Origin of the sequence: Peribacillus sp. YIM B13472, from assembly GCF_042788005.1 — a bacterium.
In the GTDB taxonomy this organism is placed as follows: Bacteria; Bacillota; Bacilli; order Bacillales; family DSM-1321; genus Peribacillus; species Peribacillus simplex_E.
Map to the genome: position 1 here is coordinate 12,725 of NZ_JBHZPG010000028.1, position 23,696 is coordinate 36,420.

General features: G+C 38.7%; 22 protein-coding genes, 1 pseudogene and 1 riboswitch. Of the genes and pseudogenes, 10 read left to right on the forward strand and 13 right to left on the reverse strand.

What is annotated here, in order from left to right; genetic code table 11:
- Positions 1–32 precede the first annotated feature (32 nt).
- Both ACFX4I_RS19010 and helD read right to left on the reverse strand, forming a co-directional pair.
- Positions 33–269: a hypothetical protein gene (locus ACFX4I_RS19010; RefSeq protein ID WP_230300851.1), complete on the reverse strand. Its 237-nt coding sequence runs from the start codon at positions 267–269 to the stop codon at positions 33–35.
- Positions 270–350: 81 nt separating this feature from the next.
- Positions 351–2,684, reverse strand: a complete 2,334-nt coding sequence (helD, locus tag ACFX4I_RS19015) for an RNA polymerase recycling motor HelD (RefSeq protein WP_377422315.1) — start codon at positions 2,682–2,684, stop codon at positions 351–353.
- Between the two features lie 410 nt (positions 2,685–3,094).
- Here helD and ACFX4I_RS19020 point away from each other — a divergent pair, with 410 nt between their 5' ends.
- On the forward strand, positions 3,095–3,352 hold the full coding sequence (locus tag ACFX4I_RS19020; protein ID WP_377422317.1) for a zinc ribbon domain-containing protein: 258 nt from the start codon (positions 3,095–3,097) through the stop codon (positions 3,350–3,352).
- A gap of 130 nt (positions 3,353–3,482) precedes the next feature.
- On the opposite strand, the gene ACFX4I_RS19025 is transcribed toward ACFX4I_RS19020, so the two are convergent.
- Both ACFX4I_RS19025 and ACFX4I_RS19030 read right to left on the reverse strand, forming a co-directional pair.
- A complete protein-coding gene (locus ACFX4I_RS19025; protein WP_377422319.1) occupies positions 3,483–4,403 on the reverse strand; it encodes a response regulator in 921 nt (306 codons plus the stop codon).
- Positions 4,400–5,671, reverse strand: a complete 1,272-nt coding sequence (locus tag ACFX4I_RS19030; protein ID WP_377422321.1) for an ATP-binding protein — start codon at positions 5,669–5,671, stop codon at positions 4,400–4,402. The genes ACFX4I_RS19025 and ACFX4I_RS19030 overlap by 4 nt, the downstream gene beginning before the upstream one ends.
- A gap of 197 nt (positions 5,672–5,868) precedes the next feature.
- Here ACFX4I_RS19030 and ACFX4I_RS19035 point away from each other — a divergent pair, with 197 nt between their 5' ends.
- Positions 5,869–7,140, forward strand: coding sequence for a cation:dicarboxylate symporter family transporter (locus ACFX4I_RS19035; protein WP_377422323.1), 1,272 nt, complete (start codon positions 5,869–5,871; stop codon positions 7,138–7,140).
- A gap of 504 nt (positions 7,141–7,644) precedes the next feature.
- On the opposite strand, the gene ACFX4I_RS19040 is transcribed toward ACFX4I_RS19035, so the two are convergent.
- The gene (locus tag ACFX4I_RS19040) at positions 7,645–8,622 is read right to left on the reverse strand and encodes a 2-hydroxyacid dehydrogenase (RefSeq protein WP_377422400.1); all 978 of its coding nucleotides are present in this window, start codon (positions 8,620–8,622) and stop codon (positions 7,645–7,647) included.
- Positions 8,623–8,717: 95 nt separating this feature from the next.
- Positions 8,718–10,031, reverse strand: coding sequence for an Nramp family divalent metal transporter (locus ACFX4I_RS19045; RefSeq protein ID WP_230300856.1), 1,314 nt, complete (start codon positions 10,029–10,031; stop codon positions 8,718–8,720).
- A gap of 461 nt (positions 10,032–10,492) precedes the next feature.
- Between ACFX4I_RS19045 and ACFX4I_RS19050 the strand changes: the two genes are divergently transcribed.
- Positions 10,493–10,792 (forward strand): hypothetical protein, encoded by a 300-nt coding sequence (locus ACFX4I_RS19050; RefSeq protein WP_377422325.1) that lies wholly within the window; start codon positions 10,493–10,495, stop codon positions 10,790–10,792.
- A 76-nt stretch (positions 10,793–10,868) separates the two neighbouring features.
- Here ACFX4I_RS19050 and ACFX4I_RS19055 read toward each other — a convergent pair whose 3' ends face one another.
- On the reverse strand, positions 10,869–11,219 hold the full coding sequence (locus ACFX4I_RS19055; RefSeq protein ID WP_283932119.1) for a winged helix-turn-helix transcriptional regulator: 351 nt from the start codon (positions 11,217–11,219) through the stop codon (positions 10,869–10,871).
- A gap of 139 nt (positions 11,220–11,358) precedes the next feature.
- Here ACFX4I_RS19055 and ACFX4I_RS19060 point away from each other — a divergent pair, with 139 nt between their 5' ends.
- From ACFX4I_RS19060 to ACFX4I_RS19070, 3 genes and pseudogenes are all read left to right on the forward strand, one after another.
- Positions 11,359–11,943: an NAD(P)H-dependent oxidoreductase gene (locus ACFX4I_RS19060; RefSeq protein ID WP_377422327.1), complete on the forward strand. Its 585-nt coding sequence runs from the start codon at positions 11,359–11,361 to the stop codon at positions 11,941–11,943.
- A gap of 159 nt (positions 11,944–12,102) precedes the next feature.
- Positions 12,103–12,930: a DUF1835 domain-containing protein gene (locus ACFX4I_RS19065; RefSeq protein WP_377422402.1), complete on the forward strand. Its 828-nt coding sequence runs from the start codon at positions 12,103–12,105 to the stop codon at positions 12,928–12,930.
- 281 nt (positions 12,931–13,211) lie between these two features.
- Positions 13,212–14,028, forward strand: a pseudogene (locus tag ACFX4I_RS19070) (LysR substrate-binding domain-containing protein).
- Between the two features lie 55 nt (positions 14,029–14,083).
- On the opposite strand, the gene ACFX4I_RS19075 reads toward ACFX4I_RS19070, so the two are convergent.
- The 3 genes from ACFX4I_RS19075 to ACFX4I_RS19085 form a co-directional block, all read right to left on the reverse strand.
- Positions 14,084–14,638 carry a competence protein ComK gene (locus ACFX4I_RS19075; protein ID WP_377422329.1) on the reverse strand — a complete coding sequence of 185 codons (555 nt, stop codon included), beginning with the start codon at positions 14,636–14,638 and terminating at the stop codon, positions 14,084–14,086.
- Positions 14,639–15,094: 456 nt separating this feature from the next.
- A complete protein-coding gene (locus ACFX4I_RS19080) occupies positions 15,095–15,406 on the reverse strand; it encodes a protealysin inhibitor emfourin (protein ID WP_377422331.1) in 312 nt (103 codons plus the stop codon).
- Between the two features lie 32 nt (positions 15,407–15,438).
- Positions 15,439–16,497, reverse strand: a complete 1,059-nt coding sequence (locus ACFX4I_RS19085; protein ID WP_377422333.1) for a M4 family metallopeptidase — start codon at positions 16,495–16,497, stop codon at positions 15,439–15,441.
- Positions 16,498–16,859: 362 nt separating this feature from the next.
- Here ACFX4I_RS19085 and ACFX4I_RS19090 point away from each other — a divergent pair, with 362 nt between their 5' ends.
- From ACFX4I_RS19090 to ACFX4I_RS19100, 3 genes are all read left to right on the forward strand, one after another.
- Positions 16,860–18,203: a PepSY-associated TM helix domain-containing protein gene (locus tag ACFX4I_RS19090; protein WP_377422335.1), complete on the forward strand. Its 1,344-nt coding sequence runs from the start codon at positions 16,860–16,862 to the stop codon at positions 18,201–18,203.
- Between the two features lie 27 nt (positions 18,204–18,230).
- Positions 18,231–18,701 (forward strand): FixH family protein, encoded by a 471-nt coding sequence (locus ACFX4I_RS19095; protein ID WP_377422337.1) that lies wholly within the window; start codon positions 18,231–18,233, stop codon positions 18,699–18,701.
- A gap of 233 nt (positions 18,702–18,934) precedes the next feature.
- On the forward strand, positions 18,935–19,408 hold the full coding sequence (locus ACFX4I_RS19100) for a hypothetical protein (RefSeq protein ID WP_377422339.1): 474 nt from the start codon (positions 18,935–18,937) through the stop codon (positions 19,406–19,408).
- Between the two features lie 153 nt (positions 19,409–19,561).
- Here ACFX4I_RS19100 and ACFX4I_RS19105 read toward each other — a convergent pair whose 3' ends face one another.
- The gene (locus ACFX4I_RS19105; protein ID WP_377422341.1) at positions 19,562–20,458 is read right to left on the reverse strand and encodes a DUF4405 domain-containing protein; all 897 of its coding nucleotides are present in this window, start codon (positions 20,456–20,458) and stop codon (positions 19,562–19,564) included.
- A gap of 388 nt (positions 20,459–20,846) precedes the next feature.
- A complete protein-coding gene (locus ACFX4I_RS19110) occupies positions 20,847–22,046 on the reverse strand; it encodes a phosphoglycerate dehydrogenase (RefSeq protein WP_309518495.1) in 1,200 nt (399 codons plus the stop codon).
- Positions 22,047–22,183: 137 nt separating this feature from the next.
- Positions 22,184–22,262, reverse strand: a riboswitch (ZMP/ZTP riboswitch).
- Positions 22,263–22,617: 355 nt separating this feature from the next.
- Between ACFX4I_RS19110 and ACFX4I_RS19115 the strand changes: the two genes are divergently transcribed.
- A complete protein-coding gene (locus ACFX4I_RS19115; protein ID WP_377422343.1) occupies positions 22,618–23,133 on the forward strand; it encodes a GNAT family N-acetyltransferase in 516 nt (171 codons plus the stop codon).
- 80 nt (positions 23,134–23,213) lie between these two features.
- Here ACFX4I_RS19115 and ACFX4I_RS19120 read toward each other — a convergent pair whose 3' ends face one another.
- Entirely contained in the window at positions 23,214–23,630 is a 417-nt protein-coding gene (locus ACFX4I_RS19120; protein ID WP_101223282.1) for a VOC family protein, read from the reverse strand.
- Between the last annotated feature and the right edge of the window lie 66 nt (positions 23,631–23,696).

Here is a 23,696-nt window from a genome sequence, read left to right on the forward strand (position 1 = left end):
CAGGTTTCAAAAAAGCTGTTTGTTGGAAGAATCTACTTTAAAATACGAGTGTAATTAAATGTGTCTTTGTTCTGAGGAATATTGCGATTTTCTTTTCCGGCAGGCTGTACTGCTCTTCCTGTATTTCCACTATAGCCTTCTTCCACGGGCCCTGGATAATGATAATGACCATCATTGACTGTTTCAATTGTTGATTCACCAGTCGCATGACTTTCTCCCGTTTCTGCCTGATCAAGTCTTACGGATCTGTTTTCTTTCTCGTTAGTCAATTCATCTCCTCCTTTTCTAAAGATTCTTTATAGTATTTGATAAAAGAACAATAAAATTAAAGGAGAAAAAAGGAAGCACTATTATGTCAGAAGTAAATGCTTCGTTGCATCGTTTTGCAAGAAAGGACTGGGTTCGCCAACCGTATAGATCTGCAAGTTATGCATAGCCCTGGTACATGCGGTGTAGAACAATCTTCGCAGGCTCTCATCACCGTATGTTTGCACAGATGCATCATAAATGATGACAGCATCGAATTCGATGCCCTTGGCCAAATAAGCCGGAATAACGACAACACCCTGTTCATATTCATTTGTGCCTTTCTGTACGAGTTTAATTTCCCCGAGGATACTAAGGGCATCGTATGCAGCGGCACTTTCGGCAGCGGATTTACATATTATTGCGATGGTATTATACTCACGACTTTGAAAGTCTTTGACTTTAGACATGATTTTGCGGTGCAATTCATCACGGCTGGACACTTGAGTCAGTACAGGCTTCTCGCCTTCACGGTCGAATGCCTTAATTCGATGGCCTTCAGGAACTAGTTCACGTGTAAATTCTATAATCTGCTTTGTGGATCTGTAGCTTTGATCCAAGGTTATGCTCTCGGTTTCACTAACTCCGTATAAACTGGTAAGAGTCTGAAAATCCACCCGTTCGCTGGCATGAGCAAATATAGCCTGGTTAAAGTCACCGAGCACGGTCATCCTTGCAGAAGGAAATAACCGTTTCAAAAACTCGAATTGAAATGGAGAGTAATCTTGTGCTTCGTCTACAAGCACGTATTTTATAGAGGTATTCGTCTGAAAACCTACAATTAGCTCCTTCAGCAGCAAAAATGGAGTCGCGTCTTCGTAATGCAGTTTGCCTTCGTCCAGCATTTTTTGCGTTGATAAACATATTTCCCTTTCGACAGGTGTTTCACCCTCATTCCACAGTTCGATCCGTGTTTGTTCGTCAAAAAGCTGCTTGTATATTTGCTTAATATTGATAAACTGAAGTGATTTTACCCGTTTGCGTAACGTCTTCAATTTCTTGCGAACAATCATACGCGTGAGAATTTTATGCTCTTTCTCATGATCGTCAAAGGAATCTTCAGTATGGCCGCGTTTTTTCTCTAAGTAGGTGTATACCTTTTGATAGTCTTCTTTGCTAAGGTACTCGATTTCCTCCTGGACCCAAGGTTTTTTCAACTCAGACTTTTCCGTTTCATCAAGCATCTCACATAACCACTCTTTCAATTTTTCAACCCTATTGTGAAAACGTAGTGTGGTGTCTGTGTTATAAAATCTTTCTGAGATTTGTTTGGCGGAGACGAGCGTTTCCCCTCGGAACTTTAACCCTCTAAAGATCATTCCAGATCGTTCTAGTGATTGTCTGTATGCTTTGATTATCTCAAAGAAGCGAATTGATGCTTTAAATTGAATGCTCGCTGTCCTAGTGCTATAGGAAGGATCATCCGCTGCAGTCAATAAAAATTCCAATTGCTCATAAGAATCCTCAACTTGAAACGAGTCAGTCAGACGATGGTCCAAGTATTCCTGGAATGTTACCTGCTGCATATTCTCTTCGCCAAGTTCGGGTAACACACTGGATACGTAGTTATTAAACATTGAGTTAGGAGAGAATAGTATGATTTGGTCGGCTTTTAGCCTTTCGCGATTCTTATAAAGCAAGTAAGCGATCCGTTGGAGGGCAGCTGATGTCTTGCCGCTGCCAGCGGCACCTTGAACAATGAGCAGACGTCCGCGATCGTTCCGGATGATCCTATTTTGCTCCCGTTGAATGGTGGCCACTATACTGTGCATATGCTTATCTGTTCCCTTGCCAAGCACCTGCTGCAGTATCTCATCTCCAATGGTGAGACTCGTATCGAACATTGATTCGATAACGCCTCCCTTGATGATATATTGCCACTTTTTCTCCAACATCCCGGAAATCATGCCTCCTGGAGTAGAGTATTCGACGGGACCGGGAGGATAGTCATAATAAACACTCGAAATCGGAGCCCTCCAATCGTAGACAATGAAGTTTTCTCCTGTTTTATCAGTAAGAGTGGAGGTCCCAATATAAATATGTTCCGTAAGTTCGGACCCTTCTTCAGTGATATCGATCCGCCCGAAATAAGGTACTTCCTGCATGCGGCGCAGTGTAGCTAACCTCTTGAAGGAATATCTATGTGCGCCTTCGCGCTCTGACAAGGCTTGAGCCTGTTGCCTTAAGCCAATGATGGTCTCGAGGTAATCATCGAAAGTATCCATATTAACCTTGAGGTCATCCCAAAAGTGTTTACGGATATTAACAACTTCATTTCTACGCTTTGAAGTTTCTCCTTCAATTTTGCTGATTTGTTTCGTAATTGTTTCCATCACCTCATCCAAACGTTCTTGCTCCTGCCGAATTTCATCGTTCATATCAGACACTCCTTCAAAAAATAAAAATAGGGGTTGACTAGAGGTGAGTTTTACCTTATACTTATAGTAAGGGGTAAACTGTTATTGTATATTGATAAATGTGTTTCTATATTAATTTATCACATTTTCAGAATTATATCAATGTATATTGCACAACAGTTGCCATAATAAATCGTCATTTTAAACTCTAATTTAACATATATAGCCATAACCAGTTGAGTAAGTAGCTTGACTGGTTATTTTTATGATTATTTGAATGCCTAAAGCTTCGCTAGTCCTGCCTTTCATAACGGCAACACCCACATTAACGGTTGATTCGTCGTTTCGATGACATGCGCTTCATATTGTCTTGACTTAATTTTGTTTGTTAGATAATGTTTAGAATAAAACTTTTTGCAGGAGAATTTATCATGAAAAAATTTAAATCATGTCAAAGTTGTGGAATGCCGCTATCTAAAGATGAATTAGGTGGAGGAACTGAAAAAGATGGTAGTAAAAGCACTATATATTGCAGTCATTGTTATATAAATGGTGACTTCACTCAAAACATTACTGCGATGGAAATGCAAAAAGTTGTTCAAAATCATATGATGGAAAATATGAATATGCCTAAATTTATGGCTAAGTTTTTCACTAGAGGCATCCCAAAGTTAGAGCGATGGAACTAATCAACTATTAAAAACGAAGAAACAAAAAGACAAATCCATATAAACGGATTTGTCTTTTTGTTTCTTCCATTGAAAAATATGAAAATGTTTTTGTGAATTTTCAATCTATTCAACTTGTGTTTCCGGTTTATTATTTCATCATCTGTCTTGCTTCCATAAACAGCACTTGGATAAACTTTTTCATGTTATTACGGCTCTGGCTGCTTACTTTTTTGCTTTTGTCTTCTAGCTCCAGCATTTTTTTGCGGACTTCCGAGAAATCAAAAAATGTGGATGAATAGGCTTCGAATTTCGGATTCATATAATCCGTCAATCCTAATGAAGCGATATGGATGAGGGCCTGGTTAAGAGCGCGGCGGACACGCTGCTCAGAAGCTTTCATTTCTTTCTGAATTTCGGCCTCTTTCACTTGATCTCCCAGCTTTTCAGCAGCAATCGCAGCAAAAATTTCCTTTAAATATGGAAACGTGTAGGCGGATCCGAGTCTTTTCTTTTCATTTTGGAGGAATTCTAAAATGTTTAGTAAATCCTCGCTTCCCCCTTCGCCAATCATACCTAAATCGGAAATTAAGGAACGTCCGGCTTCGATAATATTTTTTGTATGAGAGGAGGACGCTTTCGAAGACTTCGGTCGGCCCGTAAACACGTTCAACGATTTTTGAATGCCCTGGATCGATTGATCCACCAGTATTCGCTCGTTCACTTTGTTTAATATGCATGAAATTTCAACTTGGTTCAGCGGTTTTGTAATGTAGTATTCCGCCCCTATTCTATACGCCTCTCCAATCAGTTCTTTCGATTCCACTTGCGAAATCATCACAAACTTTCCTTGAAATCCATCAGCAAGAGCCCTGATCGTTTCAATTCCGTCCCTAATTGGCATGAGCAAATCAATTAGGACAATGTCTGCTTTTTTAAAAGACAGTAAGCCATTATTCACTAACGATCCGTCTTCTGCTTCTCCCACAACTTTTCCTAAATCTTCGTCTTCAATCATCTCTGTCAGCATTCCTCGAATGGCAGGATCGTCATCTATAATGAAATAATTCATCTCGTTAACCCTTTCTCCATAATCGCATCAATCGGAAGTTCTACGATGAATACGGTTTCTTTATAGTTATCCATTAACCTGATTTGTCCTCCAAATTTTTCAACAGTTTGTTTCACATACGATAACCCGATTCCTGTCGAAGGGTTTCCCGCCTCATCGAATTTCTTTGTATATCCTGCTGTAAAAATGACTTCCTTCTGCTTCGGTGCAATACCGGGGCCATTGTCACTGATGCAAAACTCCGTGAATTGACCTTTTCTTTTCACATGCAATGATACGTATCCCTCTTCTTTAATGGCTTCCACTGCATTGGCCAATAAATTATTTATTAATGATAATACCATAAATACATGGCAGGGTGGATGGTCACCATCTATATGAAAGGAAAATGAAATATCTTTGCGAAGGGACTCCGCATATCGTCTATTGGATACGATCATGATGTTACCAAGCTCTTCGATATTCATGTATTCCTGCAGGTTTTCGGAAGACATGAGTTCCGACAGCCCCGCATAAATCCGCTGGTTATCTTTTTTGATTTCATGCACGAGACCGGCAATCTGCAGGGCCGTTTGCGCATCGCTTCCATTAGTGCCCTCTGATTTTAATCGACGGTAAAAGTCATAACATGTGCGGGTGATTTCTTCCGCATTTTGCATCGTTTTCTTCAGTTGAACCGTTTCTTCATACAAACTTGAAATGAAAAGCAGCATTTGTTCCTTTTGCATGCGCTGCTCTTTTTCTGCGAATCTTGCTTCTCTCAGCTTTAATATATTAAAAAAGCCGAGAACGAAAAAGCTTCGAATAAAGGCGATTAAAACGAGTTGGTCAATGGCTAGCAAGGGTGTGTCCTGATTGGCCAAGAAGGAACGGATCGCCAATTCCGATACACCTGCAGAAAGCTCGATCAATACCCCTAAAAGCCCGATCATAAACGGCTGATCGTGCCGTTCGTTCAATTTCGTCCTATGAAATGCGAACGCGTAGATGAAGTAATAGAAAAAGGCGGGGAAATGAAGGTACATCGCTTCCTCAACAGATATGTCACGTATTCCGACAGCCAGTGAAAAACGAAAAACAAACACACTCATCCCCGTTAAAATGCCTGCAATAATCGGATGGATTCCCCTCCCCCATAGCAAAAACAAGAAAAAGACGGGGGTTCCCAAACTGACTCTGAATGTATCGTCGAATGGATAAAACTTGAATTCACCCGCAAGAGGCACCGCAATCATAATCAATAATAATATCCTTATTCTCTCTTTCAATATGGTCCCTCCCCAGTCACTTTATAAAAACATAACACACGAAATGGTAAAAATGAGAGAGGGGTTTTAACTGAAATTATTATTTTTTTCTATCACTTGTAAATATCAGTAGGTTTCAGTAGGTTCCGGTAGGCTGATCATAAACTTAAAATAATCTAAAAATTGAAAGCGTTAACAAAATGATAGGAGGAATTAAAATGAAAAAGTTTGGCTTAGCTACTCAAATTTTTATTGCACTTGTACTAGGTATCGGTGTCGGTGCTTTATTCCATGGTAATGAAACAGCCATGGCCATTATGGAACCGATTGGCGATATTTTCATTCATTTAATTAAAATGATTGTCATCCCGATCGTCATGGCTGCATTAGTGGTCTCAATAGCGGGAGTCGGCGATATTAAAAAACTAGGAAAATTGGGCGGGAAGACCCTTCTTTATTTCGAGATTGTCACCACGATTGCCATTGTTATTGGATTACTGGCAGCAAACTTGTTCCATCCGGGGTCTGGTTTAGATACAAGCAATCTTGAAAAAAGTGATATTTCAAAATATGAAGAAACAACAAAGACAGCTGGAAGCAATGGCTTTGGTGAAACAATTTCTCATATTGTTCCTCAAAATGTATTTGAATCAATGGCTCAAGCGGATTTATTACCGATCATCTTCTTTTCTGTTTTATTCGGCTTAGGTGTGGCTGCGATAGGCGAAAAAGGAAAGCCTATTCTTGGATTCTTTGAAGGTGTGTTGGAAGTCATGTTTTGGGTGACGAATCTAGTCATGAAATTTGCCCCTTTTGGTGTGTTTGCACTCATTGGTGTAACCGTTGCCAAATTTGGTATTGCAACATTAATTCCTTTAGGGAACTTGGTAGTTGCTGTTTATGTGACGATGGTATTCTTTGTGTTCGTCATTCTTGGAATTATAGCGAAAATGTCTGGGACAAGCATTTTTGTTATCCTGAAAGTGTTAAAGGATGAACTGATTTTGGCCTTTACAACAGCAAGTTCAGAGTCGGTATTACCAAGGCTTATGGACAAAATGGAGAAGTTTGGCTGCCCGAAATCCATTACTTCTTTTGTCATTCCAACAGGCTATACGTTTAATCTGGACGGCTCATCGATATATCAGGCACTTGCTTCACTCTTTGTGGCACAAATGTATGGGATTGATCTATCCATTACACAACAGATTACGTTGTTACTAGTACTGATGTTAACGTCAAAAGGAATGGCTGGCGTTCCAGGTGCGTCATTTGTTGTTGTTTTAACAACACTTGGTTCTATGGGACTGCCGGTGGAAGGTGTTGCGTTCATTGCAGGGATCGACCGAATTTTGGATATGGGAAGATCAGCGGTTAATGTCGTTGGGAACTCATTGGCGGCGATTGTCATGTCGAAGTGGGAAGGTGAATTTGACCAGGAAAAAGCAAACGATTACGTTGATTCCATTAAACAATCAGACGTAGCATAAACTTATATCCATATAAATCATACCGTACGTATTGAGAAAGATTTCATAGGATCATAACAAGTACAAGTGCATGCATACTATGGCTATAGTATCCAAACATTGCGTGCAGTCGAAAACTTTCCGATTACAGACTATCCTTCCGAGATGACAAACCCAGGTATTTCCGGGGCTTAGCTGTTTGATAGATCGCAATTTCCGATTGATTGATGGAATGGCTGGTTGAATAACAAAAGTCTGAAGAATTGATATAAAGGCCCTCTTTTTATAGAGAGGGCTTCTAATTTTGAAACAAAGGTGATTCGTACGGGTGTGCGAGACTCCTGCGGGAATAGTGCGTCCAAGGGAGACCCCGCGAAAAGCGAGTGCCTGGAGTAGAAATCGATAGTAACGAGTTCGTCTACAGCCTGAAGCCCTCCTTTATAGAGAGGGCTTGTTTGTTTTGGAGAAGAAGTAAAAGCCCAAATAAGGCTATCCAGCTTAAAATTTATAATGCTGTTTAAGAAATCACTTCACCTTTACACCAGCTTTAATCAAGGTAGGCGGAGTTTCTCCCTGTAATCCGGCTACAAGGTTGGTTGCTGCCAGCATCGCCATTTTCAGGCGGGTTTCATATGTTGCGGAACCGATATGAGGCAAAGTGACGACATTCCTCATGAAAAGCAATGGATTGTCTTCCTGGACGGGCTCTTGTACAAAGACATCCAGTCCTGCCGCGTGAATTTCACCTGTTTTTAGCGCAGTGATCAAGGCTTCTTCATCAACGGTTTTCCCTCTTGAACAATTGATGAAGATGGCGGTCTCTTTCATGAGCTTAAATTCCTTTTCCCCCATCATCTTTTCAGTTTGGGGAGTTAGCGGTGTCATCAAGCAGACAAAATCAGATTGCTTTAATAGTTCTTCCAGAGAACAGTATGTAGCTCCATACTTTTGTTCTGCTTCTTCGTTTCTAGATCTGTTGTGATATAGGATGTTCATATCGAATCCAAAACGGGCCCTTTTTGAAACGGCAGAGCCTATTCCGCCCATCCCGATAATCCCTAATACTTTATGATGGACGTCCAATCCAAACGATTTTTCCCCGATATTCGATGTCCATTGCCCTGACTTTACCATTTGATCCATCTCTGGCATTCTTCTCGCTGTGGACAGCATCAAGCCCATAATTGTATCTGCGACTGTTTCATTCAATACCTCGGGAGTGTTCGTGGCCATGATTCCTCGATTGGATAGCTCCGTTATATCCAAATTGTCATAACCAACTGACGAATTACAGACGATTTTTAATTGCGGTGCTTGATCCAGTAAAGTTTTATCCACTTTTAATCCTGAACCTAATATACCTTGTGCGTTCTTCAGCTCTTGAAGAAATTCAGGATAATTTTGTGAGTCAAGACCTTCAAAATAAACGACATCACAAGTCTTTTGAATATAATCCAATACTTCTTGATCCACTTTCTTATAAATGATTACTTTCGGTTTCATCATTAGTACCCTCACTTCCAATAAAGTAGGACCCCATCGGGATCAAATGCAGACACATATATTTTGAAATACCTCTACCTATAATCTACCATTATTTAAAAAAAGGTTGTAGCTAATTGAATGGCGGACCAAACCGCTAAAATGGAAGCTAAAGATAGAATGATATTTTCGAACCAATTGTTTTTATATTTTCCCATCAAGCTTTTTTTATTTGATAGCACCAGCATCCCAATAGCGATAATAGGAAAACCGATTATGTTTATTGCATTTACGCCAATTGTCAATGCGATGAAACCAGGCATGCCGGGAATGGACCAAATGATTGGGGTAACCAATACAAAAATCATAACCCATTTATACATTGGATCTTTTTCATATTTACCATTGTACTTTTCGCGACGATCCTTATTTATTACGTAAAAGGCATCTACTATCAATCTAGGAAAACCAGTTGACTTGCCTACTACACTCGCGAACAATACGCCAAATACACCAAGATAGAAAATGTACCAGCCAAATTGTCCTAACGACATTTGTAATGCCATTGCCAAGTCATCAATCGTTTCCACATGAATTCCATTCGGTTTTAAAATTTCTGCCCCAACCACCCAAATGGCCAAATTAATCACGATGCAAACTCCGATGGCAAACAGCAAATCATTTCTTTGAACCTTTACATGACTTGGTTTCGTCCAGCCCTTTTCCTTCATGAAATATGGATGAACAAAGTTCGAAATCGATCCTGCCACTGCACCGATAATTGAAATCGCTACCAATAATGCTCCATGAACGCCAGTATCACTTGGAATGCTAAAACCAACTGTTCCCTTAATGATTTGCCCCACATCCGGTGTTGCTTGAATGGCCAGGTACAAGAAGGCAATGGTCAATAATGCCAAAAGCACTTTCATTACACTTTCAATTCTATTATAAATATTTCTGCCAATAAGCATAAAAACTAATCCTACAACTACCATTGAAGCCAAGAATGGCTGATTGACATGGAATAAGGTCGATAATACCTCTCCCGCTCCCTTAATCATATATGCATTAAAAAGATGACCCATTATTAGTGCATAACCAAACATGAAGTAACCGAAGAATGGGTGGATACGTCCATATCCTTCAAGTATGGTTAACCCCTCTGTGTTACAGAGCTGGAACCTGGCGATAACATTAACGATAAGAAAACGAAGGATTAATGATAGAGCTAAAATCCACATTAAGCTATATCCATAATCTGCCCCGGCAACCGATGAAGTCACCAGATCTCCAGCCCCAAGCCACGTTAACACGGCAAGAATCCCCGGACCATAAGATGTTTTAAACTTCGTGATGAAATTGGGTTTCTTACTGACGACCTCCGGAACAATCACAGTAGATTCAGCAAGGTTTGATTGATTTTTCAAGTTATTCACTCCATTCCAACGAGTAATGTATTCGCTTTCATTTTTTCTGAAGCATTAATACTTTGATAACTCTAGACATACAGATATTGAAATTATGCCAAGACTTTATGTCATTTTCGAATTGACATAAAGTGTACGCTGCAGTATGTTGTCATGCTTCATGTTGAAGTGAATCAGCTCGTTAACAAAGCTCCCCTTCCATTTGATTGAATGTTTTGACTATTTACATTGAAATTGTAAGACAATTTAAAATGTAAGTCAATAATAATATTTATAAGTTTTTTTAAATATCCTTTCATAAAAAAACCTTTTTCCCCTTCGTACTTGATGACAATTCAAGAGAATTGGCGTTGTTGCGGATTAGAAAAGACAGGATTCTTTACTATATGGATAAAGGATAAGTACAGCGTGCGAATAGATTAATGCCATCAGCGGATAATATAAGCGAAGGAGTGAAATATATGCCACAAGATAATAATAATGATCCATTTAATAATGCCGGGAACCTTGATACACGTAGAGACCCAGCTAATGATGACAACGATACAATTGACAGACCTGTAATGATTGATGATGGTTTGAACCCTGGATTTCAAAGAGAAGAACGTCCTGGGCGAAATGGAAATATCCAAACAATAGAGGGAGTTGCAAACGTTAAAGAACGTTTTCCTTCGGACCATGAGAGACTTATGAGCAGAATCAATCTTGGTGATGCACTTATAAATCGAGAAAATACACATACTGGACGGTTTGAAAGATAAAAAAGATGTCTTATTGAATTAAATGGGGCTAGTGGAAGATCAACCACGAGGAAAAAGCTAAAGACCTGTATAGGCTTTAGCTTTTTATTAATTTTTCATATTTTTTTCCCCACTCTCCCATACTATCCAGTATCGGAATAAAGCTTTTCCCTAAAGGTGTTAGCGAGTATTCTACCTTTGGGGGGACTTCTTTATATACTTCTCTGTGAACCATTTGGTCTTCTTCCAATTCTCTCAACTGACGTGTCAGTATTCCTTTTGAAATACCTGGTAACAGCCTTTGAAGTTCATTAAATCTTCTTGTATTTGTGCTTAAATGCCATAAAATGATGATTTTCCATTTCCCTGCAATTATGTCTTGAGTTTGTGTAACTGGACAAACCTCTATTTGTTCCTCTGGAGGTTCACCGAACCTGCTTCGCGCCACCGTACATTCCTCTCTTTCTCAATGGTACCATTTTTGTGACTATGTTATAAAAAAATGACTACTTTCAAAAAAATGTCTAACACTATAATATTAGGTTACCCTTAATAATCAAATAAAAATTACTTGGAGGAGATTCGAAATGAGGCACTTAGTTGTTTATGCACATCCATACTCTGAAAGCTTAAATCACTCTATTTTGGAAACAACAGTCAATGCATTAAAGAAAAACGGTCACGAAGTTGTTGTGCGTGATTTATATGCACTTGATTTTCAACCTGTACTGAAACCGGAAGATACAGCAGCCATGAAAGCAGGAAAAACTCCTGATGATATTAAAACGGAACAAGAATTTATTTCTGAAGCAGAAGCTATAACATTTATTTACCCTATTTGGTGGACGGGTCTTCCAGCAATTCTTAAAGGGTATGTAGACCGAGTATTCTCATTTGGGTTTGCATATTCTGCTGGAGAAGAAGGTGTAATCAAGCTATTAAAAGGTAAAAAGGGGCTTATCATCAATACACACGGAACTCCTAACGAGGTTTACGATGCGGTGGGTATGACAGCTGGTTTGAAAGTTACCTCTGATATGGGAATATTTGATTTTACTGGAATTGAACCTGTGGATCATTTACTATTCGGAAGTATTGGATACCTTGATGAAGAAGCATATAAAGGCATGTTAAAGAAAGTTGAAGATACAATTAATTCCCATTTTTCATAAACATATACTTATGTTGAAAAAGACTGCTCATATCCGGGATGTCTTGAAAGGTTCTTAACAAACGGATGCTTTACTTATTAGATTATTTAGAGTATATAAGTAAAACTTTTTATAAAAAGTTGGTGCAAGTGCTGTGATAAATAAGAGTGAATTTTACACATTGTTTTTGGACAATCAACTTCTGGATCATTGAAAATGAGTCTTAGTGAACTAGGTATGGAAAATGAAGAGCAGGTGATATGTTTTTCGGACATCTTTTCAATCGGACCTATCTGGAAATTACATGATGAATTTGGAGTGAAACAAAGGATAGATTGGTTCAGAACACAGTTTTTATCAGAAGATGATTACTATGAAATGGACTATGGGAAAGATTTTAATAAAACTAAGGATAAAGTTTGTCATGTTCCCGAAGAATCCACCATCTTTCTTTGGGCAGGAGATAGTTCCCATGAACAAACAGGAGTTAGATATGTTTTGTATTTATTGAATAATAAGCGAAATAAGATTATTTTAATTAATACGACTAAAGCCTATCATGAACAATTCAAGGATTCAAATAGAGTATACTCCCCTCTTACTACCGGTGGAATTCCTCCGGATAAACTGAAGTCAATCTACGAGAAAAATAAAACGAACAACCCTATTGCCATCGAGGATAGAAGAAAATTCCATCGAGAATGGGAGGCTTTAGCTGAGGCACAAGATGTATTGCGTATTTGGGAAAATGGTGAAATGCATGGCGTTGATGAAGATTTTTATGATCCGTTCATCATCAACAAGGCAAGTAAATTACACAGCCAGCAAAAGCATAGGGATTTTATGAAAAGTGCAAGATTAGTAGGTGAAGTAATGGGTCATCTAGAACAATATTCAGGAGACGAATTTATTGAATACCGAGTTAGGCATCTAATAAATAACGGTACTTTTGACATAGAGGGTGTCCCTATAGCAATGAGATTCTATAGCATAAAACTACGGTCTTGACGTTTTTTAGATGAATGGTTATTCGACTAACGGGTGGGTTCGTTGATTAAGGAACTCAACAAACTTTTTTATAAATGAATAATCCAATTAAATATTATAAGGGCATGTTTTGATTAATCTAAAACATGCCCATTCTATTTGTTCATTTATCAAGGTTTCTTGTGTTAACTTGATCAAACTTAGAAGTTTCCCCGGTAAGGGCCATCAGGTATACGGGGAATACTATGTGTAACAAAATTATATATTATATCCCGCCAGTAACGCCGATTTCTTCACCAGTGATGGCGGCTGAACACTTATTCTTATCACAGCCAAACATCAGTAAATCCATTAAAGATTTAGAAAAGGAACTGGATGTTAAGCTGCTGACCAGAACCACAAGAAAGATCGAACTTACTGATACAGGTAAATTACTTTATCAATACGGTCAACGCATTTCCCAATCAATCGAGCATTTTTATGACGAATTGGATGATATAAAGAATAGTAAAAAGGGAAATATAAAAATGGGCATTTTTTCTACGCTAGGAACGGACATTTTCTCTGAACTCATGGCTCTATTCCACAAAGAATATCCCCTCATCACTGTGCGGTTTGTGGAGGATGGCGCCCTCCATTTAAAAAACACCCTACTTCAAGGCGAACTTGATTTAGTGGTGATGCCCCTGCCCCATTCATGAAAGGCAATTTATGTCTTGTTGTCCATCAGAATCATCGACTTGCCGATCAAGAAACGGTAATGTGGGAAGATTTAAAGGAAGAAAGCTTCATCATTTTTCGGGAGGGCTACCAAGTTCATGAATTGATCATGCAGGCATGTAAACTAAACGGCTTTGAACCAAACTCATTTGCGAAACTTCGCAGTGGAAATTCATCATGGAAATGGTCTCCTTTAATCAAGGAATAACGATCCTCCCCCAAAGTGACCTAGAACAAATTGATGTCAGTGAAGGAAAGATTAAAGTCATTCACCTTAACCCCAGTATTAACTGGCAAATCGGCATCGCTTGGAAAAAGGACAGTTATCTCTCATACGCAACTAGAACTTGGATCGAGTTCATTAAAACTAAACTAGAAGGCAGCAGAAAAGATCAATGATATGTTGGAAATACAAAAGACCGCCCATTCGGCGGTCTTCCTCTCATTGATTTAATTATTCCTTCCCTTTCACCCTGTATTGGACCTCCCCAGGTTCTTTACAAAAGGTGATTCCGCTTCCCGGTTCGTAATAAAGGGTCTTTTTGCCTAATGAGCGTTCATGGAAGGTCGTTTGCAGATAGGATGCTTGGTCCCTTTTGAAGGCGAGCTGATTTTTGCTTAAGTTTACAGGAAGGCAATGTCCGTAGTTTGTATGGACCAATGTTTCTTTTTCGTTCATTTCCTCTAAGTCACGAATGTGGATGTAGGAAAACCAGACTCCTCCTCTTTTCCGGAATGAGCGGGAGGAGAACCAGACCATTCTCAGCTGGGCGTTTATGCAGACGGGCAGTCTGTATTTACCTCCAAGCACGGATTTGGCTGCTGCAAGTCCGCCATCCAGATCCAAACCAAAGTGGTTTAACGTGTTATTGAGGATTTCCTGGCGCGGTTGGGCAACATGGAATGTTTTCTCTCCCTCCACTACCGTGGTCATCTCCACACCATTGAAATCGTAATGCTCCATCATTCCCACCGTTTCCATATTCAATAAATAGTTTTTTCGTATCATCCTTCCATTCACTCCCCATTTCATTTTTTTTGGAGTATACTGGATATAGAGGCAGGTATACTCCTGCTCGCAAGCCCTTAGGTGATGTCTTCCAGGACGTCCTCACCTAGGGGTTTTTATTTACGCCTATCGTCACTTTCATTTCTTGATATGTCATTCACCTCCATGCGACTATTATCCTATTTTATGTATTTTTTGTAAAATCCATCTGATTTTACCTCTATCAAAATTGGATCCCTTTTGTGGCTGCATTGCCTGTTTAATTGGCTCACTCTATAAAAAATCTCGAATTTTCTTTTAAAATCTGCTGCTCAGATTGCTATTTCCTTGTTATTTTGTGTCCATTTAGAGAACAAACAGCCAAAATTCATATAAAAGTGAAATGAAATGACATTTTTGTGAAGTTTTAAAACACGTAAAAAAAGTCTATCGTGATGATAGACTTTTTTTACGTGGTTATTCTGCCATCTTTTTTTCAATCGCTAAATTCCGTAAATAATCCAATAAGGGCCGAACGTCCTCTGGAGCTGTTATGTCAGTAAACGAGAAAGACTGCTTCTTCTTTTCATCTGCTATATCCAGTTGGTATGAAAACGAGTCGAACCCTTGCGCCTTTACTATTTTACTTTCGGCAGCATTAGGAAGGTCAGCTGTCTTCATTAAGTTCTGCAATTCCTCATTTTTCTCTTTCGGCAATTCATCCGTATCTATCTGGCAATACAAGTCGAGGTTGGCAAATCCCCCTATGCAGCTAAATTTGATATGCATGTTAGATGAGGCCTCCTATTCATGGAATATGACTACTCAGGCAATCCAACCGCTTTAAAAGCATTTTCAATTGTTCCTATAGCTGTTTCAGGCACTTCTCCGCTATCAACGAGTTTTTGCGCTGCTTTGATGACAATTTGCACGAATTGATTGAAGTTTGCCGTTGCAAATAAATTCTGCATCGCATTGAACCAGATCAATGCCGCCTTGTCCGTTCCGATCTCCATGGATACTAGATAAAAGGCCTTGTTTGGTATGCCGCTATTGATATGGACACCATGATTATCGCGTTCTCCTTTATAGAAGTTCTTCATATGATCAGGCTGAATATCTTTACCCATTAACTTATTGTCAAATGCAGTACCTGGCGCCTTCATCGAACGGAGTGCCTGCCCTTTCAGTGTTGGTCCCATTATATCAGCACCGATTAGCCAATCGGCATCACCTGCCGTTTGCTTTAAGTGAAATTGTTTTATGGCAACTCCAAACGCATCTGAAAGATGTTCATTCAAAGCCCCGGACTGACCTTCATACTCCAGTCCACTTGTGAACTGCGTAACCCCATGTGTCAGTTCGTGTCCAATTACATCGAGTGAATTGGCAAAATTGCTAAAGATGACCCCATCCCCGTCACCAAATACCATTTCATCCCCGTCCCAATAGGCATTCGTGAATTTATTCCCATAATGAACGTTCAGAATGAGATCAAGGCCTTGGTTATCAATTGAATTGCGGTGCAAGACATCTTTGAAATAGTCACGCACAACTCCGCTATAATCGTATGCAGCGTTAACAACAGGGTCTGCACTTGATCGATCTCCTTCTTTCCTTGCCTCATTCTGCCGGAGTTTCGTTCCCCCTATACAATCGTAAACATGTCGGGCAGATTCACCTTGCCGTTCAGATCCTGCATCCGTTAAAGCGATAACTCCCTCAATATCATATTCTTTAAAAATTCTGCGCCTGCGCATTTGACGGCTTTTCGCTAAACTGATCCGTGCTTCTTCCACTTCATTTTGTGCCATATTCTCAAGAATATAGTTAGGTACGATGAAACACTGACACTTTTTGGAACAATCCTTATTATGCATATTCGTCACTCCTTTAAAGTTTTTTACGATTTATACAATTTTCAAGAGTGCTGCTTTTCTTAATGCGTTTGTCTTCAACATCGGTTCTTTAGCCGTTTACATTGAGATCTTGATGCTTATCTTCAACACATTTCTATATATTACTTTCGCCGTATTTACCTCATTTCCCTTCATTCCAATCCTACTCTACTACTTGCTGCAAGTTCACTCCTTAGTTACAGTTGTTCTTCTTAGTCGATGACCATTTCATCTTTAACAAATACAAACTTCCTTTTTTAAAATAAATTTCATATTTTTCTCACAATTTCCTTTTATCATCTATATAGGTGAATTTAATAGTACTACTTGGAGGTTCTGTATAAATGGAAACTAAACAACAAAACACCTCTCTGTATAGAACAGTATGGAGATGGCATTTTTACGCTGGAATTATTTTCGCACCCTTACTTATTATTCTGGCAGTTACTGGCTCAATCTATTTATTTAAGCCACAGATTGAACAAGTGCTTTATCAAAACTACCAAGAGGTTATTCCGCAAGGAGAAAAGATACCAGCATCCCAGCAGATTGAGACAGTGAAGAAACTTTACCCTGATGGAGTAGTGACAAAGTATCATCCTGGAGAAAATGCATCTCGTTCAAGCGAAGTAAGCATCACTTCTAATAATGAGTCCCTTACCATTTTTATAGATCCGTATACAGGTAAAACTATTGGAGAGTTAAATGATGAAGACAGAATTATGGATAAAATCGAAGAAATTCATGGTGAACTGATGGCCGGCACCTTGGGAGATAGAATTGTAGAGTTAGCTGCGTGTTGGGCAGTTGTGTTAATTGTTTCTGGTCTTTATTTATGGTATCCCAAAAGTAAGCTAAGACTTTCTGGTGTTCTTTTTCCAAGAATAAATAAAGGAAAAAATAATTTCAGAAGAGATTTACATGCAGTACCTGCCTTTTGGATAACTGCGGGCATGTTATTTTTAATTATGACAGGATTGCCTTGGTCTGGTTTTTGGGGAAGTAATTTTCAATTGTTAGCTACCAATTCCGGATCTGGGTATCCCCCTTCCATATGGACAGGAAGTGCTCCAACATCCTCAATTAAAACAAAAGACATTGCAGATGTACCTTGGGCAGCAGAAAATTTAGATGTACCTATCTCAGATATTCAAGGTTTTATCCCACTCTCCATTGATGATGTAGTCACGATAGCGAATCGTGAGGGTATGCATCCAAGTTATAGCATTAATATTCCAAATGAAACTGATGGCGTTTATACATTGTCAGCTTTTCCACCGAAAGCACAAGATGAAGCGACTATACATATTGACCAATACTCCGGTGCAGTTCTAGCTGATTATCGTTATGATCATTACGGTTTAATAGGAAAAATAGTTGCTTGGGGAATTACCTTGCATAAAGGGACTCAATTTGGTTTGATTAACCAAATAATCAGCCTTCTTATATGTTTAGGAATTATGCTTGTTGCATTTAGTGGTTTTTATTTATGGTGGAAGCGAAAGCCGAAAAAAGGATTCGGTGCACCAAAAGCTCCTCCTATAAAGAACATGAAATTCTTTCTTTTTCTGTTAATAGGTCTAGGAATTTTGTTTCCTTTAGTTGGTTTGTCTCTTATTGTTGTTTGGTTAATTGACTGGTTAATTATCAAAAGAATTTCTGCAGTTAAGAAGTTTTTGAATGCATAATTTGAAATGTAAAGGGTGGCTTTTGCCGTGAAAAAATATATATGTATTTCTTTAATCTTTATTTTCAGCTTATTTCTAAGTGCTTGTTCACTTGAAAAGGATGTCACTAATCTATACAAAGAAGAAACACCCCTTGAAGCTGAAATAATTATACCAGAATCCTTTTCAGTTAATACCCAGGAGACCATGAAGGCTGTTCTTACTCAAGGTGGTCAAATGGTTGAAAACGCAGATTATGTTCATTTTGAGATATGGAAACAAGATGGCTCGCTCAAATATAGTATGGAACAAGCTAAGGAAGAGGGAAACGGTACTTATACTTTAAGTAAAAACTTTGATAGTGATGGTCTATACTATATAAAAGTTCATGCTAGTAACGATGGTTCAATCATTATGCCTCAAAAACAGTTTATCGTAGGAAAACTGTCTGAAAGTGAATTGAAATTCTTGCAAACAGGGATGCAAAAACAAGAAGAAAGTCATGGACATCATCATTAAAAAATTTATTTTAAATTCGGTTTTCCCTTGAAGACCGGATTTTTTATCGATGTTTGTTTACCACGTTTTTTGTTTGTTGTTTTTATTGATCGGAAAGAATGCAGTTTCAGGCAGGGATGCAATACTTCACCTTTGTTTATTGGATTATTCTGCTCCTGCTGCATATACTGGAATGTTCCTTTAAACAAGGAAGCTTCCTCAGAACATAAAGAACCTTTAAGGAGGGCATAGCATTGGTAACTTCACAGGGTACTGCTTCGGTTAGCTTTCCATTCCCATCAGTATGGGGTATCCACTCTTCAATAGCTGGCAGAACGATCATTTGGGGTACACTTGCCATTCACTCTATTACGGATAATAGGGTAATTGGTACGGTTAATTTTCGGGGTACACCTATTCCGATTAATGGATTTTGGAATGAAAGCACTAAACAAATCTCATTTGATTCACCTTATGCCACATTCTCTGGCAATTTAACCATAATTGATGATAACCAGATTAGGATTCGGCATTTTATTCTACAAGGACGTTTTCTTATGAAGCCCCCCTCTCTGCAAGCAGGTGAGTCTGGATCTTGGATTGCCACCACTGATATAGCTTTGAATCAATTTCCTGTTAGCGGTAACGCCCATACCGAGCAATTACCTCCTGTTGGAGCATTTTTAACATCGAATATCCTTCATCAACAGCAGAATCAAAATTTTTAGCTTACGTAAGCTGTAGAACAGAGCGTCTTCTATCAACTAAAAGAAGTCCCAAGTAGTTTACCTTCACTTGGGACTTCTTTTAGTCTCGTAACTGATTTTGTTCTTTGCTATGTTGAATGCTCATACGAAGTCTAAATTACTTTTACACACTCGCTAAATCGCCTTCACTATAGTTCGTTTTTTATTTTTCCGTGTATGGTTCATTATAAATTTTTCAATATAATAAATGATAATGATAAACAGAGACATGATGCCAAAATACGTAACGATAACGCTTAAAGCGTTCGAACTTTCGAAGTGACCCTTTTCCCCTCTGAATCCACCTTCTAAAAGGCTTGCTTTTTCAAATGGGCCATCGCCCTCTTCGAAGCCGCCTTCCGGAAGGTTTGGTCGTTCTCCCCCTTCGAAGCCTCCATCTTGAAAGTTCGGTTTTTCTCCCCCTTTAAAGCCGCCTTCTGGCATTTGTGAAGAAGAAAGATTAAACACGCTCGCAACTCCTTGCACCTGCCTGATGAAATGTGTTGAGTACATTTGATAGCCTCCAAACACTAATAAGGCAACTGTTGCCACTCTTGCTAAAATTCCTAAGCTTGGTTTCGGGGCTTTGAAGTTAATCATATTTTTAAAAACATTTATTACCCATTTCCAATGTAATCCAACATGAGCTGCAACTAAAATAAGTGCTAAACACGAAATCGATATATGAGAAACTTTAAACCATTGTTCATTTCCAACGTTGATATTCGGGAATACAACTCTTGAAATAAAAATACCACTGATCATAATGAAGGTCATTGTAATTAACAACATTACGTTTAAAAAGTAACCAAATTTTGTTCCAAGAGGCAGCTTGCGGTCAAATAATTTAATAGTAACTTTTTTTACCCATTGCCAATTGAGCAACACATGGGTGAAAAATAATATGGCAATAGCTAACCCGGCAATTTCGTGAAACGTTAATCCCCCTAATACTTGTTTATTAAAAAATAATACGAACGTAACGGCCATTAAAATATCTAACCCAAGCTTAACATACAGCATCTTTTTCATACTTTTTGTCCTCCTATGTAGTTTCTCCAAGCTTTCTTATATGTTTCAGGTGCTACCTGTTCCATGTACAACTCCTCCCTTTTCATAAGTGGTGAAACTTATTATGCAGAGTATTTCTTAACTTTTTATTAAGGCCTAAAGCAAAGGAGAAACGATTTTTAAGTTAAAGAATTAACGGGAGGATTTTTATCTTGGAAGACAGTACTAACAACTTCCTTACTTGAATGTGGTTGTTAAAACCGGTGCGATTCTTTAATAAGGTTCCTGAACTGTACGTACGTTCCAAAGGATGCAGGAATGAATGCCATTTTGCTAAAAAAATTCAACAAAATTAAAAAGCCCCAACTCCTTAAAGGAATTGAGGCTTTCACTTATCAATTGAATTAATTTAGATAATACGAGTTGTAACGATACCTTCGATTTGTTTGATTTTTTCTTCCAAGCCAGGAATGATATCGCCGTTTACTTCACCTTCGATGTCGATGATCGTATATGCATATCCCCCACGGCTTCTGTTAACCATGTCAGCAATGTTCAGATTAAAGCCAGATACAGCCAGTGTGATTTGCCCAACCATGTTCGGAACGTTTTCGTGGAAAGTTGCCACACGACGGTTTCCTGTATAAGGAATGGAAGTATTCGGGAAATTCACAGAGTTCTTGATGTTCCCTGTTTCTAAAAAGGTCTTCAACTGACGAGCTGCCATGATGGCACAGTTTTCCTCTGATTCAAGCGTAGAGGCACCAAGATGCGGAATGGGAACGACATTTTTCATTTTCAACACGTTTTCATTCGGGAAGTCAGTAATGAACTTGCCTACTTTTCCGCTTTCAAGTGCAGCTTGCATATCATCTTCATTCACTAGCTCGCCGCGTGAGAAATTCAAGATATGTACGCCCGGCTTCATGATGCTGAATGTTTCTTGGTTAAACATTCCTCTTGTGTCGTCAGTTAATGGAACGTGTACTGTAATATAATCAGATTCTGCAAACAATTCTTCAATCGTCATGGCGCGCTGTACATTGCGGGACAAGTTCCAAGCTGTATCAACAGAGATGAACGGGTCAAACCCAATGACATCCATGTCCAAATCCAGGGCATCATTCGCTACAAGTGCACCGATTGCACCTAAACCGATTACGCCAAGAGTTTTCCCCTTGATTTCTTTACCAACGAATTGTTTCTTTCCTGCTTCAACAAGCTTTGGAATTTGTTCTCCTTCGCCTTCAAGCGTCTTTGTCCAGGCCACACCTGCAAAAAGGTTACGAGATGAAGCCATTAATGACGTCAGCACCATTTCTTTTACAGCGTTTGCGTTAGCACCAGGTGTATTGAAAACGACAATTCCTTGCTCGGTGCATTTGTCGACCGGAATATTATTGACTCCAGCCCCTGCCCTTGCGATTGCCTTTAACTGATCGCCGAATTCCATAGTATGCATGTTAAAGCTGCGAAGAACGATCGCATCAGGGTTTTCACTGTCATTGTCGACCTTAAAATCGCCTTTATTGAATACATTCAGCCCGCTTTCGGCAATATTATTTAACGCTTTGATCGTTTTGACTTTTTCTAAAAGTAATGTGCTCATTTTGTTTGCTCCTCTTTTGATCATGATAGTTTTGAAATTTCAAAATACTTACAAGATTTTTAAGCCCATGAAAATCTGCATACTTTAAACCTTCACTATCTATTAATATACAGAAAGAGGCAAGGGATAAAATCCCTTACCTCTGCCCAGGCGAACGGCTACGACACTATGTGTTCCCTCACGGTTATCCGTGTTTCGCCAGTTGCACATAGTCTTTTTCATTTATTTTATTCTATCAAACTATTCAGCAATCTTCAATATCATTTTATAGGTTTATCTCTTTTTTTGCAGAAGCCACAACTCACCAGAAATATCGACGAAACTTACAGTTTTATCTCCGAAATTTGGAACATATCGACGAAAACTTTAGTTTTATCTCCGAAATTTGAAATATATCGACGAAAACTTTAGTTTTATCTCCGAAAAATGGAGAGTTTCATTATTCTTTTATTACAACTGTAAATAGTAAATTATATAGTTAAACAATTAAGATATCTTTGTATTACTTGCAAAATGGATAATATTAGTAAAAAATAGGTGGTATAGCAAACTAAAAAAAGGAGGAATCAATATGCTAATAAGAGAGGCAACGGTGGCTGATGCTGAAGGTATAGCAATAGTCCATGTGGATTGCTGGAGAACCACTTATAAAGATATAATGCCGAGTGATTTTTTAGATAATCTGTCTTATGGGAAAAGGAAAGAATTATGGAAAAGGAATATAACCAGTGATGAAAATTATGTTTATGTAGCTGAAAATAACGAGGGGAAGATAGTGGGATTTATAAGTGGCGGGAAAAGGGAAAATAATAAAGTTGAGGATTCTGGTGATTTAACTGCGATATATATCCTAGAAAATTTTCAAAGAATGGGGATAGGCAAGAAACTCATCAAAGAGTTATTCTTTAAATTCGACGAACTGGGATTTAAGACAATTTTCGTTGAGGTGCTTGAAGATAATAAATCTCGATACTTCTATGAGGCATTTGGTGCTGAATTGCTTAAAACCGAAAAAATCAAAATGGCTGGCACTGATTTGAATCTATTGATTTATGTGTGGAAGGATATTAGCCCAGTATTATTATGAATAAACTTCAGGTAAGATCGCTTACTTAACACTATAAAAAAGACACAGTCCTTCACGAAGGATTGTGCCTTGCTTTTGATTTAATTTTGATTAAATCCGCTTTCGTCCATGTAAAATACTTCCCAAGAATGTCCGTCGATATCCAGGAAACTCCAACCGTACATGAAACCATGATCAATGGCTTCATTAAAAGGCTTTCCGCCAACATCCAGTGCCCTATTCACGATCTCATCGACTTCTTCCTTACTTTTAACGGACAGGGCGACGATGGCTTCCGTGCTCGCTGCAGAATCCGGGATTTCCTTCTTGGTAAACGTTTTAAAGTAATCTTCCACCAATAACATGACATATATGGACTCGCTGATTACCATGCATGTCGCATTTTCATTGGTCATTTGCTCGTTAAACTCAAAGCCAACCTTTGTGAAAAATTCTACTGAGGCATCCAAATCTTTAACAGGCAAGTTTACAAAAATCTTTTCTGCTTGAACTCCCATCAAATTCACCCTCGCTTTATTTATTTGTTCACACACCTACTATTCGCTGCATTTTTCCATTATCCT

What these genes read in the sequence shown, in the direction of transcription:
- ACFX4I_RS19035 (WP_377422323.1), top strand. Translation starts at nt 5,869, where the DNA reads ATGAAAAAGTTTGGCTTAGCTACTCAAATTTTTATTGCACTTGTACTA.
- ACFX4I_RS19110 (WP_309518495.1), bottom strand. Translation starts at nt 22,046, where the DNA reads ATGAGCACATTACTTTTAGAAAAAGTCAAAACGATCAAAGCGTTAAAT.
- ACFX4I_RS19120 (WP_101223282.1), bottom strand. Translation starts at nt 23,630, where the DNA reads ATGGGAGTTCAAGCAGAAAAGATTTTTGTAAACTTGCCTGTTAAAGAT.
- ACFX4I_RS19080 (WP_377422331.1), bottom strand. Translation starts at nt 15,406, where the DNA reads ATGCATATCAAATTTAGCTGCATAGGGGGATTTGCCAACCTCGACTTG.
- ACFX4I_RS19105 (WP_377422341.1), bottom strand. Translation starts at nt 20,458, where the DNA reads ATGAAAAAGATGCTGTATGTTAAGCTTGGGTTAGATATTTTAATGGCC.
- ACFX4I_RS19050 (WP_377422325.1), top strand. Translation starts at nt 10,493, where the DNA reads ATGCCACAAGATAATAATAATGATCCATTTAATAATGCCGGGAACCTT.
- ACFX4I_RS19040 (WP_377422400.1), bottom strand. Translation starts at nt 8,622, where the DNA reads ATGAAACCGAAAGTAATCATTTATAAGAAAGTGGATCAAGAAGTATTG.
- ACFX4I_RS19090 (WP_377422335.1), top strand. Translation starts at nt 16,860, where the DNA reads ATGGAAACTAAACAACAAAACACCTCTCTGTATAGAACAGTATGGAGA.
- ACFX4I_RS19025 (WP_377422319.1), bottom strand. Translation starts at nt 4,403, where the DNA reads ATGAATTATTTCATTATAGATGACGATCCTGCCATTCGAGGAATGCTG.
- ACFX4I_RS19060 (WP_377422327.1), top strand. Translation starts at nt 11,359, where the DNA reads ATGAGGCACTTAGTTGTTTATGCACATCCATACTCTGAAAGCTTAAAT.
- ACFX4I_RS19085 (WP_377422333.1), bottom strand. Translation starts at nt 16,497, where the DNA reads ATGCATAATAAGGATTGTTCCAAAAAGTGTCAGTGTTTCATCGTACCT.
- ACFX4I_RS19020 (WP_377422317.1), top strand. Translation starts at nt 3,095, where the DNA reads ATGAAAAAATTTAAATCATGTCAAAGTTGTGGAATGCCGCTATCTAAA.
- ACFX4I_RS19075 (WP_377422329.1), bottom strand. Translation starts at nt 14,638, where the DNA reads ATGATACGAAAAAACTATTTATTGAATATGGAAACGGTGGGAATGATG.
- ACFX4I_RS19115 (WP_377422343.1), top strand. Translation starts at nt 22,618, where the DNA reads ATGCTAATAAGAGAGGCAACGGTGGCTGATGCTGAAGGTATAGCAATA.
- helD (WP_377422315.1), bottom strand. Translation starts at nt 2,684, where the DNA reads ATGAACGATGAAATTCGGCAGGAGCAAGAACGTTTGGATGAGGTGATG.